Annotated in this window: 11 protein-coding genes and 3 pseudogenes; 7 read left to right on the forward strand and 7 right to left on the reverse strand. The window is 70.0% G+C overall.

The window, feature by feature from the left end; translation table 11 throughout:
* The first annotated feature begins 51 nt into the window (after window positions 1-51).
* Window positions 52-1,404 (forward strand): helix-turn-helix domain-containing protein, encoded by a 1,353-nt coding sequence (locus tag ACWD6R_RS21400; protein ID WP_451820173.1) that lies wholly within the window; start codon window positions 52-54, stop codon window positions 1,402-1,404.
* A gap of 21 nt (window positions 1,405-1,425) precedes the next feature.
* Here ACWD6R_RS21400 and ACWD6R_RS21405 read toward each other — a convergent pair whose 3' ends face one another.
* The gene (locus ACWD6R_RS21405) at window positions 1,426-2,373 is read right to left on the reverse strand and encodes an adenosine kinase (protein ID WP_451820137.1); all 948 of its coding nucleotides are present in this window, start codon (window positions 2,371-2,373) and stop codon (window positions 1,426-1,428) included.
* A gap of 226 nt (window positions 2,374-2,599) precedes the next feature.
* Between ACWD6R_RS21405 and ACWD6R_RS21410 the strand changes: the two are divergent.
* Window positions 2,600-3,019 (forward strand): annotated as a pseudogene (locus tag ACWD6R_RS21410) (helix-turn-helix transcriptional regulator); the annotation flags it as partial.
* Here ACWD6R_RS21410 and ACWD6R_RS21415 read toward each other — a convergent pair.
* A complete protein-coding gene (locus tag ACWD6R_RS21415; protein WP_451820138.1) occupies window positions 3,013-3,501 on the reverse strand; it encodes a carboxymuconolactone decarboxylase family protein in 489 nt (162 codons plus the stop codon). The pseudogene ACWD6R_RS21410 and the gene ACWD6R_RS21415 sit on opposite strands and share 7 nt — an antisense overlap.
* 122 nt (window positions 3,502-3,623) lie before the next feature.
* Between ACWD6R_RS21415 and ACWD6R_RS21420 the strand changes: the two genes are divergently transcribed.
* Both ACWD6R_RS21420 and ACWD6R_RS21425 read left to right on the forward strand, forming a co-directional pair.
* Window positions 3,624-4,607 carry a pirin family protein gene (locus ACWD6R_RS21420; RefSeq protein ID WP_451820174.1) on the forward strand — a complete coding sequence of 328 codons (984 nt, stop codon included), beginning with the start codon at window positions 3,624-3,626 and terminating at the stop codon, window positions 4,605-4,607.
* A gap of 27 nt (window positions 4,608-4,634) precedes the next feature.
* On the forward strand, window positions 4,635-4,976 hold the full coding sequence (locus tag ACWD6R_RS21425; RefSeq protein WP_451820175.1) for a GNAT family N-acetyltransferase: 342 nt from the start codon (window positions 4,635-4,637) through the stop codon (window positions 4,974-4,976).
* Between the two features lie 324 nt (window positions 4,977-5,300).
* Here ACWD6R_RS21425 and ACWD6R_RS21430 read toward each other — a convergent pair.
* The 5 genes and pseudogenes from ACWD6R_RS21430 to ACWD6R_RS21450 all read right to left on the reverse strand — a co-directional run.
* Window positions 5,301-7,340, reverse strand: a pseudogene (locus tag ACWD6R_RS21430) (MMPL family transporter); the annotation flags it as partial.
* A gap of 322 nt (window positions 7,341-7,662) precedes the next feature.
* Entirely contained in the window at window positions 7,663-8,250 is a 588-nt protein-coding gene (locus ACWD6R_RS21435) for a LuxR C-terminal-related transcriptional regulator (RefSeq protein WP_451820176.1), read from the reverse strand.
* A gap of 195 nt (window positions 8,251-8,445) precedes the next feature.
* Window positions 8,446-8,586 carry a hypothetical protein gene (locus ACWD6R_RS21440; RefSeq protein WP_451820139.1) on the reverse strand — a complete coding sequence of 47 codons (141 nt, stop codon included), beginning with the start codon at window positions 8,584-8,586 and terminating at the stop codon, window positions 8,446-8,448.
* Between the two features lie 4 nt (window positions 8,587-8,590).
* Window positions 8,591-9,823, reverse strand: coding sequence for a HupE/UreJ family protein (locus tag ACWD6R_RS21445; RefSeq protein ID WP_451820140.1), 1,233 nt, complete (start codon window positions 9,821-9,823; stop codon window positions 8,591-8,593).
* A 93-nt stretch (window positions 9,824-9,916) separates the two neighbouring features.
* On the reverse strand, window positions 9,917-13,807 hold the full coding sequence (locus tag ACWD6R_RS21450; RefSeq protein ID WP_451820141.1) for a metallophosphoesterase: 3,891 nt from the start codon (window positions 13,805-13,807) through the stop codon (window positions 9,917-9,919).
* Window positions 13,808-14,278: 471 nt separating this feature from the next.
* On the opposite strand from ACWD6R_RS21450, the gene mptB reads away from it, so the two are divergent.
* The 3 genes and pseudogenes from mptB to ACWD6R_RS21465 all read left to right on the forward strand — a co-directional run.
* Complete coding sequence (gene mptB, locus ACWD6R_RS21455; RefSeq protein ID WP_451820142.1) at window positions 14,279-15,745, forward strand: polyprenol phosphomannose-dependent alpha 1,6 mannosyltransferase MptB; 1,467 nt, start codon at window positions 14,279-14,281, stop codon at window positions 15,743-15,745.
* A gap of 228 nt (window positions 15,746-15,973) precedes the next feature.
* On the forward strand, window positions 15,974-17,182 hold the full coding sequence (locus tag ACWD6R_RS21460; protein WP_451820143.1) for a glycosyltransferase 87 family protein: 1,209 nt from the start codon (window positions 15,974-15,976) through the stop codon (window positions 17,180-17,182).
* A 149-nt stretch (window positions 17,183-17,331) separates the two neighbouring features.
* Window positions 17,332-17,519 (forward strand): annotated as a pseudogene (locus ACWD6R_RS21465) (nucleotidyl transferase AbiEii/AbiGii toxin family protein); the annotation flags it as partial.
* Between the last annotated feature and the right edge of the window lie 260 nt (window positions 17,520-17,779).

The following is a 17,779-nucleotide window of genomic DNA, read 5'->3' on the forward strand; positions in this document are numbered from 1 at the left end:
GAGGCAGCGGGAACCCCCGCGCGCGGCGTACCGGAGCGGGCGGACCGCCCGATGGGCCAGGACGCCCCTCTCATGATCGGCGAACGGGTGAAGCGGCTCCGCAAGGAGCGTGGGCTGACCCAGCGCCAGCTGGCCGAGCCCTCCTACACGGCCGCGTACATCTCCACCCTGGAGGCCGGAAAGGTCCGGCCCTCCGAGGCGGCGCTGCGCCACCTCGCCGAGCGGCTCGGCGTCTCGTACGAGGAGCTCGCCACCGGGCGCCCCAGTCATCTCGCCACCGCGATCCGGCTCCGCCTGGCCGACGCGCAGCGGATCCTGGCCACCGGTGACGCGGCCGATGCGGCAGTGGAGTACGAGCGGCTGCTCGCCCAGGCCGAGGAGTACGGCCTCCGGACCGAACAGGCCACTGCCCTCACGGGGCTGGGCGAATGCGCCCTGGAGACGGGTGAACTCAACCAGGCGCGTGCCCACTTCGAGGCCGCCGAACATCAGCTGGCCGACGCACCCCTGCCCGAGCGGGCCCGAGCGGTACGCGGCCGGGCGGTCGCCCACTTCCTCGCAGGCGAACTCCGCTACTCCTGCTACCTGCTGGAAAGCGCCCTCGACGAACTGAACACCTCGGGCCTGCAGGACCCCGGCGCCCTGCTCCAGCTCTACACCGCCTCCATCGCGCCCTACATGGACCTGGGAGCGCACGCCCGCGCCGCGCAGGCCGCCGAGCTGGCCCTGGCGCTGGCTCCGCAGGTCTCCGACCCGGCGCTGGTCGCCTCCATGCACCGCTCGGTGGCCCGCACCCTCATCGCGGAGGGCCGGGCAGCAGCCGCCGATGCCGCGCTCGCCAAGGCGGCCGAGCTCTACCAGCAACTGCAGATGCGCACCGAACTCGCCCACTGCCACTGGATGCGCGGCTACGTCCACGCCCAGCACGACGACCTGGAAAAGGCGGAGAGCGAACTGCGCACCGCGCACTCCATGCTGGTCTCCAAGCGCGCCGCCCTCTACACCTCCCAGGTCGAGGTGGAGCTCGCCGATGTACTTCGCCGCCGCGGCAAGGCCGACGAGGCCGCGGCCCTGTTGCGCGCCCTGCTCGGCGGTCTCCATCCCGACCGCGGCGCGGTCCACGCGGGCGGAGCCCATCGGCTGCTCGGCCTGATCGCCGAGGAATCCGGTGACGCGGAGGCCGCCGAGGAGCACTACGTCACCGCTCTCTCCCTGCTCGAACGCGCCGGAGCGGCGGGCGACCTCGCCGACATCTGCAGGCTCCTGGGCGATCTGCTGCGCAGCGAGGGCCGCACCGAAGCCGCCATGGATGCCTACCGCACCGGTCTCGGTCACCGCTCCAGCCCGGGCACCACCACCCTCGGCCCGGCTCCGGCCCGCCCGCCGGAGACACCCTGGAGCTGACGGTCCCGGCCGTGGCACCGTTTATCCAACGGCCTCCCCCGCGATGGAGAGTGGGCTCCCGACGCCCTGCGACTCCGCGACGCGGGCGAGGAGTTCGTCGCGGCCGATCGGGTCGGTTCGCGTCGACTCCACCGTGCAGGCGTGGGCTCCGGCCACCGCACCGTAGAGGCCGCACCGCTGCGGCGGTTCGCCGGCCAGCCAGCCGAGGAGGAAGCCGGATACGAAGGCGTCACCGGCGCCGTTGGAGTCCACCACCGGCCCCGGGGGCGTGACGGCCGGAATCCGGGTCACTTCGCCGTCGGCCAGCAGACAGGCGCCCTCGGCTCCGGCCGTGGCAACGACCACCTGGGCACGTCCCCGCTCGGCGACCCGTCGCATGGTCCGCTCCGGGTCGGCCAGGGCGACGGCGGAGACGAAGACGAGGTCCGCCTCGTGGGCGAACGGCTCGTGGTACGGGTTGACGCCGTCCCAGTTGTGCAGGTCGGTCGAGATCGTCACTCCGGCCTCCCGCAGCGCGGGAAGAGCGAAGGCGCACGGGTAGGTGATCGAGACATGGGCATGACGGCTCGCCGCGGCCAGGGACCGCACCGTCGCCTCGGGCAGCCGGTCCCCCTCCCGCGACCGGCTGTCGTCGTACAGGGACAGCCGTCGCCCGTCGGGGCCGACGAGATTGACGGCGCGTTTGGTGCCGCCGGGCAGCGGGAACTCGGTGAGTGCGATGCCACGGTCGCGGTGCAGCGCCCGGATCAGGTCACCTGCGTGGTCGTCGCCGATCATGTCGAGGTGATGCGTGCGCAGGCCCAGGGCGCTCACCCCCAACGCGACGAAGTCCCCGGTCTGCCCCGCCCGCGTCTCGATCCCGGGGCGGATCATGTAGCTGTCGGCGTATGGGAGGGGCAGCTCCGGGACGTACACGATCGTGTCGACTCCCGCGCCTCCCAGGACGAGGACATCGGTCTCGGCGCTCATGGGTGTTCCTCTCCGGCCGACCGGCAACTGTGGCTGTCGGCAGGCGAGTCAAGCAGGGCAGCCACGACGATCGCAAGATGTTGCAGAATATTCCCGCAAGCTTTTGCCCCTCATCTGCGGACCCGGCCGGCGGGAGGATCGCCCCAAAGGCGGCACCCTGTCGGAGACCGGCGGCCACCTCGGGGTCCGTCATCACCAGACCGTGCCGGGCCCGGTGCAGGGGGCCGACCCGGCCTGCCTCCGATGGCCTTTCGAGCACGCCCTCGCGCAGCTGGACTTCGGCGAGTGGCTGCGGCGGCGCCGACGGGCCGCGGAGGCGCGCCCCGTTCTCGGCACCGCCCTCGAGATCTTCGAACGGCTCGACGCACGCCCCTGGATCGAGCGCACCACGGCCGAACTCCGCGCGGCGGGCGTGACCGTGGCGGATTCCGCGGCCCCCGAAGCGGTGGCCGACCTGACGCCGCAGGAGCTGGAGATCGCCCAACTGGCCGCGGAGGGGCTGACCAACCGGGACATCGGCGCCCGGCTCTATCTGTCTCCCCGTACCATCGGCTTTCATCTGCACAAGATCTTCCCCAAGTTCGGCATCACGGGCCGCACCCAACTGCGCGATGTCCTCGGCCCGGCGCGCCTGCCGGATCACTGAGGGGGGATTCCCCGCACGGGATGCTTGCTCAGGATCGAGACCCGGTTGAAGGCGTTGATGGTGATGGCCACCCAGATCACCGCGGAGATCTCGTCCTCGGTGAGGACCTGGCGGGCCGCGGCGTAGGCTCTCTCCTGCTCGACGGCGTTCGCGGGTTCGGTCGTCGCCTCCGCAAGGGCGAGTGCCGCACGTTCCCGGACCGTGAACAGTTCGGTGTCGCGCCAGGCGGCCAGCACGCCCAGGCGCTGCGTCGTCTCGCCGGTGCGCAGCGCGGCCCCGGTGTGCACGCTGAGGCAGTACGCGCAGCCGTTGATCTGCGACACGCGGAGGTTGATCAGCTCCACCATGCTGCGGTCGATCCCCGCCTCGGCGGCGGCCGCGCGGACCGCGTCGGCCGTCCCGACGAGTGCGCGGTAGGCCTTGGGGCTCTGCTTGTCGATGTAGACCCGTCGGTTTGCCAGGTCTGCTGTCGTGTCACTCAACGTGGACTCCTCCAGGGCCGCTTCCGGCCCTCGCTCCTCTGCCGTGCGCATGCGGGGACATGGACTTAATATCAGGCATGATTGTTGAATGTGAAATCATTCTTGAGTGAGAGGGGCGTGCGATGAGCAATGCCGAAGTGGATCCGGTCGAACGGCGCCGGGGTGCGGCAGACCACGGTGAGTCTGCCGTGCAGCATGTCGATGTGCTGTCCGCGCGGGATGTCCCGTTGGGCGGGCCGCGCGCGATGACTGTACGGCGCACGCTGCCGCAGCGGGCGCGGACACTGATCGGGGCCTGGTGCTTCGTCGACCACTACGGCCCCGACGACGTCGCCGACACGGGTGGCATGGACGTGGCTCCTCATCCGCACACCGGTCTGCAGACCGTGAGCTGGCTGTTCAGCGGAGAGATCGAGCACCGCGACAGCCTCGGCAGCCACGCGCTCGTCCGGCCCGGAGAGCTCAACCTCATGACCAGCGGGTACGGCATCAGCCACTCGGAGGTCTCCACCACCCGCACCACCGCGCTGCACGGCGTCCAGTTGTGGGTGGCTCTGCCCGAAGAACACCGGCACACCGGAAGTGACTTCGAGAACTACGTCCCGCGACGGGTCCGGGTGGACGGAGCCGACATCAGGGTGTTCCTGGGGTCGTTGGCGGGTGACACCTCTCCGGTACGGACCTTCACGCCCTTGCTCGGCGCCGAACTCGTTCTCGACCCGCGCTCGACGACCAGCCTCCGCGTGGATCCGGGTTTCGAGCACGGCCTGCTCGTCGACGAAGGGAACGTCCGCGTAGACGGAACACTTCTGCACCCGGCCGAGTTGGGATACATCGGCACCGGAGGCGACGCCCTGACCCTGACGAACGAGACGGAAAGCCCGGCCCGCGTGGTGCTGTTGGGCGGCACACCGTTCCAGGAACCGATCGTCATGTGGTGGAACTTCATCGGTCGCAGCCACGAGGACATCGTCGAAGCCCGGGCAGCGTGGGAGAACGCCTCCGATCGCTTCGGAAGTGTCGACGGTTACGACGGCGGCCGCATTCCCGCGCCGGGCCTTCCGAACGCCCGCATCGCACCACGCAAGAATCCTGCACACCGCTGAGTGACGTACGACACCGAAAGGCCCCTCATGACCCAGCACGCATCCGAGCCGACCGTTCAGAGAGTCGACTCCAGGCACCGTTACGAGGTTCTGGTCGACGGCGAGCGCGCGGGCCTCACCGCCTACCGCGACCGCGACGAACAACGTGTCTTCTTTCACACCGAGATCGACGACGCCTTCACAGGCCAGGGCCTGGCCTCGCTCCTCGTGGAGCAGGCCCTGACCGACGTACGCACCTCCGGAAAGCGCCTCGTGCCGGTCTGCCCGTACGTGGCGAAGTTCCTCAAGAAGCACGACGAGTTCGCGGACATCACCGACCCGGTGACGCCCGAGGTCCTGCAGTGGCTGGAGACCGCCCTGAAGCGGTGACCGCCCCGCGGCTCGCGTCGCGCGTCCCCCTCCTGGCACTTCCGGGTAAACAGCGGCGGGTCCGATCGGTCGGTGGCATGCTGCGGCTCCCGGTGGGTAGGGCGGCCGCCGCGCCGGTCGGACGGGAGAGCGCGAAGGGCCGGAAGGCTGAGCGGAGCTGCCCGCCGGAGTTGTCCGGCTGAACAGGCCCCTGCCTTCCGGCCCTTGGCTGTATCCGGGCTGTACGCCACCGCCTCGGCTGCCCGCGGGTACCGCGGCCGGCGTGGGCTGTTCGCCCGCCGCGGGCGGTGCGGTGTCCGTGCCGACGGGGCGGCCCGGCCACCAGAAGGTACGGCCGACGTCCAGGGCCAGGGCCGGGACGAGGACGGACCGCACGAGGAAGGTATCGATCAGGACACCGATGGCCACGACGATTCCGATCTCGATGAACGCCACCTGCGGTGCCGTGGTGAGCGCGGCGAACGTCGCCGCCAGCACCGCGCCGGCGCTGGTGATGACGCCGCCGGTGGAGGTGAGTCCGCGCAGTACGCCGGCGCGGTGGCCGCGGTGACCGACCTCCTCGCGGATCCGGTGGATGAGGAAGATGTTGTAGTCGACGCCGAGTGCCACCAGGAACAGGAAGCCGATCAGCATGACCTGGATGTCCACCGCCGGGAATCCCAGGACGTGCTGGAACAGCTGCCAGCTGATGCCGAGGGCGGCGAAGCAGGACAGCACCACGGTCGCCATCAGCAGCAGGGGCGCAACCAGGGCCCGGAGCAGGACGACCAGGATCAGGAAGACCACGGCGAGCACCAGCGGGATCACCACCTTGCGGTCGTGTGCCTGCGCCTCGGTCTTCTCCTGTGCCATCGCGGTGGGGCCGCCGACCTGGGCGTCGGCGTCGGGGACGGCGTGCACGGCGGCGCGGATGCGGTCGACCGTACGGGCCGCCGCCGCGCTGTCCGGGCTGTCCTTCAGTACGGCCCGGGTGCCGGCGAGAGTGCCGTCCGTGGACTTCTCCGGCGCGGCGACCTCGGCAACCCCGTCGATGCCTGTCAGCGCGGCGGCGACCGCGGGTGCGGCCTCGGCCTTGCTGATCACCTCGGCGGGCCTGCTCTGGCCGGCCGGGTAGTGGTCGGCGAGGAATTCCTGGCCGGCGATCGAGCCGGGCTTGCCGACGATGAGGTGCTCGTCGTCGAGACCGGTCTTCAGGCCGAGCGAGCCGAGGGCCAGCACGGTGAGGACGAGGGCGGAGCCGATCCACACCAGGCGCGGACGGCGGGAGATCCTGCCGCCGACGCGGTCCCACAGGCGGTGGTTGGCGTTCTTCACAGCCACTCCGGCGCGCGGCACATTGGGCCAGAACACCCAACGTCCGAGGATCACCAGAACGGCCGGGAAGAGCGTGGTCATCGCGGCGAGACCACAGATGATGGCGATGGCCCCGGCAGGACCGAGCGTGTAGTTGAAGCCGACGTCCGCCTGCGTCAGGCAGAGCAGCCCGATGCTGACGGTCGCCGCGGACGCGGCGATCGCGGGGACGGCCCTGCGGACCGCGGTCTGCATGGCCTCGTGCCGGTCCTCGTGGACCCGCAGTTCCTCGCGGTAGCGGGCCAGCAGCAGCATCGCGTAGTCGGTGCCGACACCGAACAGCAGTGCTGTCACGACGATCTCGTTGCCGCCGCCGACCGTGAGCCCGAAGCCCTTGGCGAGGAGGTACGAGACGGCCTGCGTGGTGAGGAACGCGACGCCGACGGTGAGCAGGGGCAGCAACCACAGGATGGCGCTGCGGTACGTGATCAGGAGCAGGGCGGCGACGACGAGGACCGTGATGAGGGTCAGCGCGCGGCCGGTCGACTCCCGGGCGTCGGCGGCGTCCAGCGAGTTGCCCGCCGGACCGGTGAGTCTGGCTTCGAGGCCGTCCGGCCGGTCGGCGGTGGCCCGGTCCCGTACCTTCTCCGCGTTGTCCGCGAGTGCGATGGCGTCCTCCTTGTCGAGGGGCACGAACGCGGTCAGTGCCTTGCCGTCGTCGGACGGCCTGGCCGGCCCGACCTCGCCGGCCGCGAAGGTCGCGAACTCCTTGATGTCGGAGGCGACCTTGGCCTTGTCCTCGGCGGTCAGCCCGCTGTCCCGTACGTAGACGACGATGCCGAGGGAGATCTTGCCGTCGGCGAACCGGTCGGCGAGTCCGGCGACATCGGTGGACTCGGCCCCTCGGGGCAGCTCGATGGTCAGCTCGTCCTTCGCGATCTCCGAGAGCTGTCCGGCGAGGGGCACGGACGCGACGACGATGATCAGCCAGGTGATCAGCGTCAGCCACTTGCCCTTCCTTCCTCCCGGTATTTTCAGGAGCCGGTCGGCCCAGCGGTGCGGTCGTGGCATGGGGACTCCTCGTCCAGGGTGTGGGATGTGCGGGGCACGGGCGCGTTATGCGTGGTGCGTGGTGCGTAGGGGAACGGTTCAGGCGGCGGGCTGTTCGGCGAGCGCCGCCACCGCGTCGTGGCGCTGGATCCAGGAGGTGTCGGCGACGAGCGCCTTCATCTCCTGGTCGCCGCGAGGCCGCTGAGCCGGCCGGGGCCGGTCTGCCCGGCCCGTATCTCCTGGACGACGACGGTGATTTCTCTGATTTCCCCGAATGAGGTCATGACTCATCGGGCGCAGCATCCCCCGCGGGGGCTATACGGCGCCTGTACAGCGAGAGTTGTCAGGAATTCAGATAGGCGAGGACGGCGAGAACGCGGCGGTTGTCGTCGTCGGACGGTACGAGGTCGAGTTTCGTGAAGACATTCGATGTGTGCTTGGTGACGACCTTCTCGCTGACACCGAGCCGCCCGGCGATGGCGGCGTTGGAGCGGCCCTCCGCCACCAGTTGGAGCACTTCCCGTTCCCGTGCGGTGAGCCGGCCCAGGGGGGCGTCGGAGGCGTTGCCCGCCAGGAGCTTCGCCACCACATCGGGGTCCATCGCGCTGCCGCCCGCGGCCACCCGGCGCACGCAGTCGATGAACTGGCGGCTGTCGAAGACGCGGTCCTTGAGCAGATAGCCGACCCCGCCCGAACCGTCCGCCAGCAGCTCACGGGCGTAGAGCTGTTCCACATACTGCGAGAGCACGAGCACCGGGAGGCCCGGGATCCGGCTGCGCGCCTCGATGACGGCGCGCAGGCCCTCGTCGGTGAAGGTGGGCGGGAGCCGTACGTCGACGAGCGCGATGTCCGGCCGGTGTTCGATCAGGGCGTCCAGGAGGGCGGGGCCGGTGTCCACGGCGGCGGCGATCTCGAATCCATGGGCGGTCAGGAGGCGCGTGCGGGTGTCGTCATCCGGGCCTCCTCGGTTCGGAACCTCTTGGTCCCTGCAGGCATCAGTCTGTCCTGCGACCGCTCCGGGAACATTGGGCCTGTCCCCCCTCTTCCAGGAGGGACCTAGGTCCCCCCTGGAAGAATGCCTGGTCGGAGGCCCTGCGCGAGGACCGGGCCGGGGGTGAGCCAGGGGTCAGCGAGGGACGGCTTCGATAAGCGCGGCCCTGGCTCCCCGGTGGATGTCGGCGGTGTCGAAACCGCCCCGGTCCAGCAGGGCACGCCACTGCGACTCGGTGGTGAACAGGGCATGACGCGTCCCGCGCTTCCCGCCCACGCGGTCACACCGCGTCTGCCACCCGGCCCCAGAACCAGTACAGACTGACCATCACGATGGGCGCGGTCATCGCGGGCAGGGCCCAGCGGTGTGCGGGAGTCCGGCGAAGGAGGACCAGCAGCGGGAACACCAGGGCGACGATGCCCAATTGCACCGCCTCGATACCGGCGTTGAAGCTCAGCAGCGACAACAGCAGTTCCCAGGACCGGTTCTCGTCGATGCCGAGCGCGCCGGCGAAGCCCAGGCCGTGGACGAGGCCGAAAAGGAAGACGGCCGGCAGCCGCCAGCGCCCGGTCCCCTCGCGGTTGCGCAAGGCGACGTTGGCCAGCGCCACGACGGCGATCGAGGCGGCGATGACGGGCTCCACGACCGATCCCGGCACGTTCACGACGCCGGTGGCCGCCAGGAGGAACGTGACGCTGTGCGCGGCCGTGAAGGTGGTCGCCGCGAGAACGATGTCGCGCAGGCCACGGGCGCCGATGAGCAGCGACAGCAGGAAGAGGATGTGGTCCAGGCCGAACAGCAGGTGCTCGGTGCCGAGCAGGAAGAACTCCACGATCTGGTGCGACTCGTGGTGTCCGCCGGTCTCCAGGGTCGGTTCGGCGGCGGACAGGACCTGGGAGCCCCTCTGCCCGGCGATGTCGTAGTGGACGATCGTCTCCGCGCCGTGGACGAAGCTCTCGGTGTCGGGGAACAGGGCGCTGGAGATCGTGTAGGTGCCGTCGGCGCCGCCCGCGCAGTCGTAGGCCAGGGTGAGGACGGCGAACGGCCGGGTGGAGCGGGTGCGGATGTCCGCGTCGCCGGCGCGGCGGGGTGTGCAGGCCTTGCCGTCGTGGGTGACGGCGAAGCGTCCGGTGACGTACTCGGTCACCGCGCCGGCGTTGGCCTTCAGCTGGTGCAGCTGCTCTGCGCGGTCCTTCGCCTCGTACGCCTCGGCGTAGAGCCAGGCCGACTTCATGAGCAGGTCGTATTCGAGGTCCAGGGTCGCCTCGACACGGGCTCCGGTGCCCTCCACCTCGACGTACGCGGTTGAGGTCACATCGTGCGCGACGGCGGGGGACGGATGGGCGAGGCCGGCGGCGAGCACGGCCACCAGGGCCGCGACGGTGGTGAGGAGCGCGGCGGACAGCCGACGCGGCGGGAACCGGGGCAGCCAGGAGGAGGGCAGGAGCGTTGGCAGGGGCGTTGGCGTGGGCGAGGTGGCGGGACGCATGGAGGTCTCGGTTCTCGTTGTCAAGGGGCGAACGGCGGCGAGCCCGTCGTCCCGGACCGGTCGGGTCCGGGACGACGGGCGTGGGTGCCGGACAGGTGTTACCGGCGGGTCAACCGGTCAGCGCCGGTCGGTGGACGACGTGAACCAGGGGTAAGCGGGCACGTCCGCTCCCCAGACGCCGGGCCGGCCGTGGGCGTCCTTGGTCACGAAGGCACTCGGCTCGGAGGCGCTCACGCCGCCGCCGGTGGAGCGCGCCGTGACGAACCACGCGTGGGTCGTGCCGGGCCCCAGTCCCTTCCAGGTCACCGAGGCGATCTCACCGGAGCCGACCTCGGTCTTCCCGATGACGCTCACGGGGTCGTAGAGCGCCAGCGAGTCGGTCTTGAAGGTCGTCTTGCGGCTGCTGAGGTCGATCGGCAGCACCATGTTGTCCTCGGTGCCGTTGTAGCGGTGGTTCTTGTCGTACTCGGTGGCGCCGAACTCGTCGAGCAGCGGCGAGTAGGTGTCCACGGTCAGCTCGGAGCGGTCGACGTCGAACTGAAGCATCCGGAAGAAGCTCGCGCCGAACTGCAGCTGGTCGTCGGGCTTGTAGCCGCCGATCTCGGTGAGCCCGAGCCGGTCAGCGGACACCGTGTAGAACTGGTAGTCCGCGAGCAGCTCGACGACGTCGTGTGCGACCTCGCCGACCTTGGGCTTCACGTTGGTTCCGACGCCGTGCTCGTGACCGGCAAGGATCAGGAACACGTTCGGGTTGTCCTGGACCACCGTCTTGTACAGCATCGAGCCGTCGGGCGCGGAGAACGGGGCGCCGCGTCCGTTCGGGCTGCTGCTCGGCGCGAGGTAGTCGTGCGAGAGCAGGATGCCGTTGCGGTCGGGGAAGCGCTTGAAGACCGAGTCGGCCCATTCGGCCTCCTCGCGCATCACGCCGTAGGAGAGGCCGACCACGACGAAGTCGAGGCCGCCGGCGGAGAACAGGTCGTAGTGGTTCTGGTTGTCGCCCTCGCGCCACGGGCCGCCGTACTCGGCGTGCTTCCAGCCCTTGGAGAGCGCCTGGTAGCGCTCGGGCCCGTAGTACTGGTTGTAGATCGCGTCCGGACCGTTCTCGGTGCCCGACTGGTTGTCGTGGTTGCCCGCGATCACACCGTTGGGCACACCCGCGTCGTCCAGGATCTTCTGCTGCTTCGAGGACAGTTCCAGCTCGCCGGTGATCTGGCGCTGCATGGCCTCGTCGGCGGGCTTGCGAATGTTGTTCTCGATGATGTCGCCGGTGTGGGCGACGTACGCGATCTTGCGCTTGTCCTTGTTGTCGGCGATCCAGCGCGACACGTCGCCGTACGCCTTCTCCCAGACCGCGCGCTCCTCGGGCGTCTCCTGCTCCACCGCACCCTCGGAGAGGTACTGGGTGTCGGTGTAGTGGACGATCGAGAAGTCGTACGAGTCGGGGTCGGCGAACCGGTTCGGGTCACCGGCGTCGATGTCGTCGGCGAACGGATCCTCGCCGGTCACCATGGTGTGGACCTGCTGCCGGTCGACGTACTTGCGGTCGACGACGGCGGTCAGGACGGTGTCGCCCTCGGCGGCGCCGCGGGCGCTGGTCAGGACGTCCCACTTCTTCGTCGCGGTGTTCCACACGCGCAGCGCGGCGAGCCGTTCGGGGTCGATGACACCCTCCCAGCGCAGCACCGGCGCGTCGACGTGGCCCTTCACCTGAACGTCGAACCGCTGGAACGTGACGTCCTCGGCGGCCGGCGCGTCGAGCGTCCTGCCGTCGGCGGGGGCGAGGCCTGCGGCCGTCACCTTCTTCTCGCCCTTGACCGTCAGCGTGGTGGGAACGGACGCGGCCGTGCCCTGGTACACCTGGTTCGGGGTGAGGATCTCGGCCTCGGAGAACGTGGCGCTCACCTCGCCGCCGTCGGGCTCGGCCACCTTCGCCGACAGCTTGACGCTGCTGCCCGCGTCAGTCGTGCCGGACTTCGGGGTGAGGTTGGCGGGGACGTCCGGGATGCCGGCGGAGGCGAACTTCACCTCGCGGGTGCCGCTGTTGCCGATGCCGTCGGTGCCGGACACCGTCAGGGTGTGCTCGCCGGCGGACAGGCCCGGACCCACCGGGGCGCCGAGCTGGACCGGCTTGCCGTCGAGCTTGACGTCGGGGCCGTTCACCACGCCGGAGAGGTCCTCGAGCCGGACATCGAGGACGACCGAGGCGGTGATCTTCTGCCCGGCGGCGGGGACGCTGGCAGCCACCCGCGGCGCGGAGTTGTCGGTGACCAGGACCCGGGTCGCGGCCTTGCCGGTCTTCGACGTCGCGGCCAGGGTGTGCTTGCCGTCGTCGGTCTTCGTGGTGTCGAGGTCTGCGCGGAGGCCCTGGGCCGGGCCCTCGACGAAGAACTCGAGGTCGATCTCGGTCAGCGGGTTGACGTTGTCGCCGCAGTTGCCGTCGCCGAGGCTGTACGAGCCCTTGAGCATCCGGCCGGTGGCAGTGCCCTTCGCCGGGGTGAGGGTGATGTCGGAGAGGGCGAAGTCGTCGTGGTTGTCGCCGCACGACGTCGGATAGGTGCCGGCGACGAAGTCGACCGTGTTCCAGCCGGGGACGAGCCACTCGTTGGGGAAGGCCAGGTCGACGTGCCGGCTGACGAAGTCGCTTTCGAGCACGTGCTTCTGACCGTTCACCAGAATGTGGTTCTGGTAGCGGGCCTCGATCGAGTTGCTGCCCACGGTGAAACCGAGGGTCGCGTTGCCGGAGCCGAGGGTGTCGGAGACGTGCACGGCCGGGGCATCGATCGTGTAGCGCAGTTCCACCTCGCGCAGGCGGGTGTCGCTGTCGCCGCAAGTGCCGTCGCCCATGGCGTAGGAGTCCGCGATGTCGCGGCCGGTGACGGCGCCACCCTCGAAGGCGAGCGCGAGACGCGAGATGTCGAAGTCGTCGCGGTTGTTGCCGCAGCTCTCCTTGTAGGGGCCGGTGACGACCTTGACGGTGTTGTCACCGGGCACCAGGAAACGCGCCGGGATCGCGATGTCGACCCGCTGGCTCACCCAGGTGCCGCCCAGGTCGATGCGCTTGCCGTTGACCAGCAGGTAGTTGTCGTACCGGTCGTCGATCGAGTTCGGCCCGATGTCGAAGGAGAAGGTCGCCGCGCCATTGCCGAGGTGCGGATCGGTGACGGGCGCGTCACCGTCCACGGTCAGCGACTCGACGCTGCCCTCGGCGCCCGCCGGGAAGTTCGCGAACACGGGCTGCCGGCCGCCCACCAGCGTGCCGTCCTTGGGCAGCAGCCGGGGGGCGCCCACCGGGGCGTTGTTCACCGTCACGGTGTTCTTGACGGTCTTTCCCGAGGTGGTCGTCGCGGTGAGGGCGTGCTCGCCGTTGGCGAGCTTCGTGGTGTCCAGGTCGCCCTGCAGGCCGGTGGTTCCCTGCGGTTCGCCCAGGACGAAGAAGCTGAGTGCGGCCTTCGTCAGCAGCGAGGTGTTGGAACCGCAACTGCCGTCGCCGAAGGAGTACGTGTACTCGTTCTCCTCACCGTCCGCGACCTCGCCGAGCAGGCCCAGGCTGATGTCGGACAGCACGAAGTCGTCGTGGTTGGTGCCGCACGAGCTGTCGACCGTGCCGGCGAAGAACTCGATCTTGTTCTCGCCCTTGACGAGGTGCTGGTTCGGGATCTCGATCGTGCCCCGCTCGTTGACGAGGTCGCCGATGTCGGCCCGGTACTCGCCATTGACCAGCACGTAGTTGTGGTAGCGGGCCTCCGTCGAGTTCGACCCGACGTCGAAGCTGAGCCGGGACACCCCGACCGTCCGCTCGCCGTCGATCGCCTTCCCGTCGACCGCGAGCCCCGTCACTGAGTCACCGGCCAGCGTCGGAGTGGCCGCAACCTTCTGCGTGCCCTCCAGATACGCCCCGTCGCCGGGGGTGAGGGTCGGCAGACTCGTGGCGTCCGCCGTCCCGCTCTGCCCTGGTGTGCGCTGCTCCGCACCGGTTTCGGCGTACGCCGCCGTCAGGTTGCCGCTCACGAGGAGCAGCGCCGCAAGCGCTGCCCCCGCGAGCCGTTGTCCACCTGATCCGCCAACCGGCCGTACTCGACGCTCTATGGGCCGCATCAGCAGCCGTCCTTCCTGCTCGCCACAAGGTGAAGGGCACGCCGTGACGATGTACGACATGCCCGTGGCGAATCCTGGGCGGCGCAGATGAATGGAGTGACATCACCCGTGAACGACCAGTGGAAGGATTGTCGATGGGCTAGGTTCTGGATCACTTTCAGTGTCGGCGCCAGAGCCACGGAGGGTCACCGCAACCGAGATCATGAAGAGCGGCCGCGACGGACGCGAACGACTCCGCCCGGTCCGTGAGCGTCTGTCAGACGGGCTCTGTCGCACTGCCCCCGTCACGGACCTGACCGTGGACAACAGGCCGACATCCTGAGTTCGCCGTCCATTTCGCGGGTGCTGGTTTGGCAATCCGGGGAAGAATTTAGGTTGGGCCGAATGAGAGCGATGGAGAGCGCGGTCCGGGTATGGACGCGACGGGGCATGTGGGGTTCCGTGCTGCTCTCGGCGGGTGCGTGGGGCGCTGGTGCGTTGCCGCAAGGCGTGCGGGACGGGGTGTGGGGAGCACCGGGCCCGCTCCTCACGGCGGTGGGTGCGACGGCGGCGTATGCCGGACTCGGGCTGCTGGTGTGGGCCTGGTGGCAGTTGGGCACGCTGTTGCGGGCCGGTGCGGTGATGAGCCGGAGGCAGCAGTGGAGCACGCTGGGATGCTGGGCGTTGCCTCTGCTGCCCACGCCGTTGCTGTTCAGCGCTGACGTCTACAGCTACATGGCCCAGGGTGCGCTGGCCCAGCGCGGCTGGAATGTCTACGAGGTCGGCCCGACGGCACTGGGCGGCTCGCTCGCCGCCAATGTCCCGGAGATGTGGCGGGACACACCGGCCCCGTACGGGCCGGTGTCCGTGCTGGTGAGCCAAGCCGTGGTATCGGTGACCGGGGAGCATCATGTGGTCGCCGCGGTCGTGGGGCTTCGGCTGGTGGCGCTCGCCGGGCTGGCCCTACTGGCGTGGTCGGTACAGCGGCTGGCGGCGCGGACGGGCGCCGACGGTGGAGGGGCCTGGTGGGCGGCGCCGCTCAATCCGTTGGTGTTGGCGCATGTGGTGGGCGGGGCGCACAACGAGGCACTGATGGTCGGCCTGATGATGGCCGGTTTCGTGGCCTTCCGCTCCGGGCGATGGGGTCTGGGCGCTGCGGTGCTGATGGGGGCCGTGCTGGTGAAGGCCCCCGCTGCGGTGGCATTGGGGTGTGCCGCGATGGTGGCGGTGGCCGCGCAGTCGGGCCGGCGACGGCGCTGCGGTCGTGCTCTGGGGATCTCCCTGGTGGCCGGCGGGACGCTGTGGCTGGGTGTGACCCTGTGCGGGCAGGGCTGGGGGTGGCTGCGGACCATGCACACGCCGACCGAGGTGTACACGCTGCTGTCGGTGAGCACGGACGTGGGCCGAGTGCTGGAGTGGATCGCGGCCGCGGTGGGATGGAACGCGGCGCCGGGGGCGGTGACCGCGGCACGTACGGTCGGGACGTTGGCGGGACTGGGCGCGGCGGTGTTCTGCATGTGGCGTGCTCCCCGCTATGGGGCGGAACGCGCTGCGGCAATGGGGCTGCTGGCCTTGGTGATGTGCGCTCCCGCGATGCAGGTGTGGTACCTGCTGTGGGGCGGGGTGCCGCTCGCTGTGGTGGCGTGGCGCACTCTGGCGGATGCCCGGGCGAAGGGGGCGGTGGTCGCTCTGCTCCTGCTGGTGCTGCCCGCGGGCCGGGGGCCCACCTGGACCTATGCGGTCGCCGCCGTCATCGGGGGGTCGGTGACCGTGGTGTTGCTGGCGTGGATGGCTCAGCGGAGTCGGGCACAGGCAGCCCTCGCCATGACCGGAGCCGCCGAAACAGGCCGGTTCCCGGCGCCTTCACCCTGATGGTGGCATGACGGCGGCACCCCGGCCGGCAGAGGTCCTCCGGCCGGGGCTTCCCGGGCATTCGCCCGGGATCGAGCGAAGTTGTTGGAGGGCACAACCATGACAACCGCCGTGGACGACAACGTCGTTCCGCCAAGTGGCCGAGAACCGCAGGACCCACAGTTTCGGTGGCCACCCCTGCCGGCGGTGCGGACCGCGCTGGCCCGCCGAGCGGCATGGGTGCTGGCCGTGAGTTCCCTGCTGATGCTGCTGCTGGTGTGGATCCCCGCCTGCACCCGTTCCGGCATGGTGGATCTGCGGGTCTACCGCACCGGTTCCACCCATCTGCTCTCCGGCGACCTGTACGCCTTCCGGCTCGACCTGCCCGGCCCCGACATCTTCCCTCTGCCCTTCACCTACCCCCCGTTCGCCGCTGCCCTCTTCCTTCCCCTCTCCACGCTCCCGTTCCCGCCGGCGGCCGCCGCCTGGACCACGGCCTCGCTCCTGGCGCTGGTCGTCTTCGTTCACGGCAGCCTGCGCCTGGCTGCCCCGGACACACCACCCGAGCAGCACCGGCAGCGGGTACTGCTGTGGAGCGCCGCCCTGATGTGGACCGAACCGGTCACCACCACACTCGCCTTCGGGCAGATCAATCTGCTGCTCGCGGCCCTGGTCGTCCTCGCGGTCCAGCAGCGCCCGGCAGCCGCGGCGGGATTCGGTGTCGGAATCGCCGCCGCGATCAAGCTGACCCCGGCGGTCACCGGTCTCTACTTCCTCATCCGCAAGCGCTGGACAGCTGCCGCGTGGTCGGCCGTGGCGTTCTTCGCCGCGGCGGCGACCGGATGGTGGCTGGCGCCAGGGCCCTCCCGCGCCTTCTGGCTCCATGCGGTGGGCGATGCCGCACGGGTCGGCCCCGTCGGGTCCGGGCTCAACCAGTCGTTGCGCGGGGCGCTTTCGCGCTCCCTCGGCCACGATGTGGACATGTCCGCCCCATGGTGGACGGCAACCGCCCTGGTGGGCGTGCTGGCACTCGTCGCCGCGGTGCGCAGCGCACAGCGGTCCGACCGGCTCGGCTGCCTCCTCGCGGTGCAGGTCTTCGGCCTCCTCGCCAGCCCCATCTCGTGGTCCCACCACTGGGTCTGGGCCCTCCCCGCCCTGTTCTGGCTCCTCCACACCCCGCACCGCACCCGATGGCGCTCAGCCGCTCAGGCCGCCTGGGCGACGACGCTGCCCTGCCATCTCGCTTTCTGGCTGGTACAACTCCATCCCCGGATCACCTCGCTCGACTACTCATGGCCCCTCGCTGTGCTCGGCTGGGCCTACCCCGTGTGCGCACTGCTCACCCTCGTGGCTCTGACCTCTGCAGCCGCCCCTTCCCCGGCTTCCCTGCACGCCGGGGAAGCCGGCAGTCCACTGTCGCTCTTCCGGGTAATGACGGCCAGGCGGGTCTCGAAGTAGCTTCAACGGGTTCGACGCCGGGCCGTAGTAGCTTCAAAGGTTCGGCGTCAGGCCGTAGTCCTGCCCGGGAAAGTTCACCGATCGGCTCGTCGAACTGCTCGGACGTCCGCCGCAGCCCCTGGACGCGCCTGTCGAGCAATTTCTGACGGCCGGTCGCCCAGACCGAGTACGTGCCGGTCCTTGAGGAGGAGGACGTGATCGGGACCAAGGTTCGCGCTCTCGCCGACCGCGGAGCGCACCGCGATCTCATCGACGTCTTCGCCGCCTACCGCGGCTGGAACACCACCGACCTCGAAAACTCGGCCGCAGGCACGCCCGCGGCCGATTCGAGCGGGAAGCGGCAGGTCAGAGGGCATTCCGGCTGATCGACCGATTCCCTGACCGCAAACAGGTCAAGCAACCCCACCACCCCGCAAACCCCCAGCTCAGTGCCCCTTCTCCACCGGCTCCAGGATCGCCACGCACTCCACATGGTGCGTCATCGGAAAGACGGCACGGGAAACGACGGACGAAGAACGAGCAGGTCAGGCAGGGTTTCCCCGCTGTGAGGGAAGGTCGCCGGCCGTCGAGAGCGTCAAACGAGCGTCACGGCCGAGG

The organism is Streptomyces sp. NPDC005151 (assembly GCF_053599875.1).

Bases quoted from the DNA above. Each gene is read 5' to 3' on its own strand.
- ACWD6R_RS21400 (WP_451820173.1), top strand. From the start codon at position 52: ATGGGCCAGGACGCCCCTCTCATGATCGGCGAACGGGTGAAGCGGCTC.
- ACWD6R_RS21405 (WP_451820137.1), bottom strand. From the start codon at position 2,373: ATGAGCGCCGAGACCGATGTCCTCGTCCTGGGAGGCGCGGGAGTCGAC.
- ACWD6R_RS21420 (WP_451820174.1), top strand. From the start codon at position 3,624: ATGAGCAATGCCGAAGTGGATCCGGTCGAACGGCGCCGGGGTGCGGCA.
- ACWD6R_RS21425 (WP_451820175.1), top strand. From the start codon at position 4,635: ATGACCCAGCACGCATCCGAGCCGACCGTTCAGAGAGTCGACTCCAGG.
- mptB (WP_451820142.1), top strand. From the start codon at position 14,279: ATGAGAGCGATGGAGAGCGCGGTCCGGGTATGGACGCGACGGGGCATG.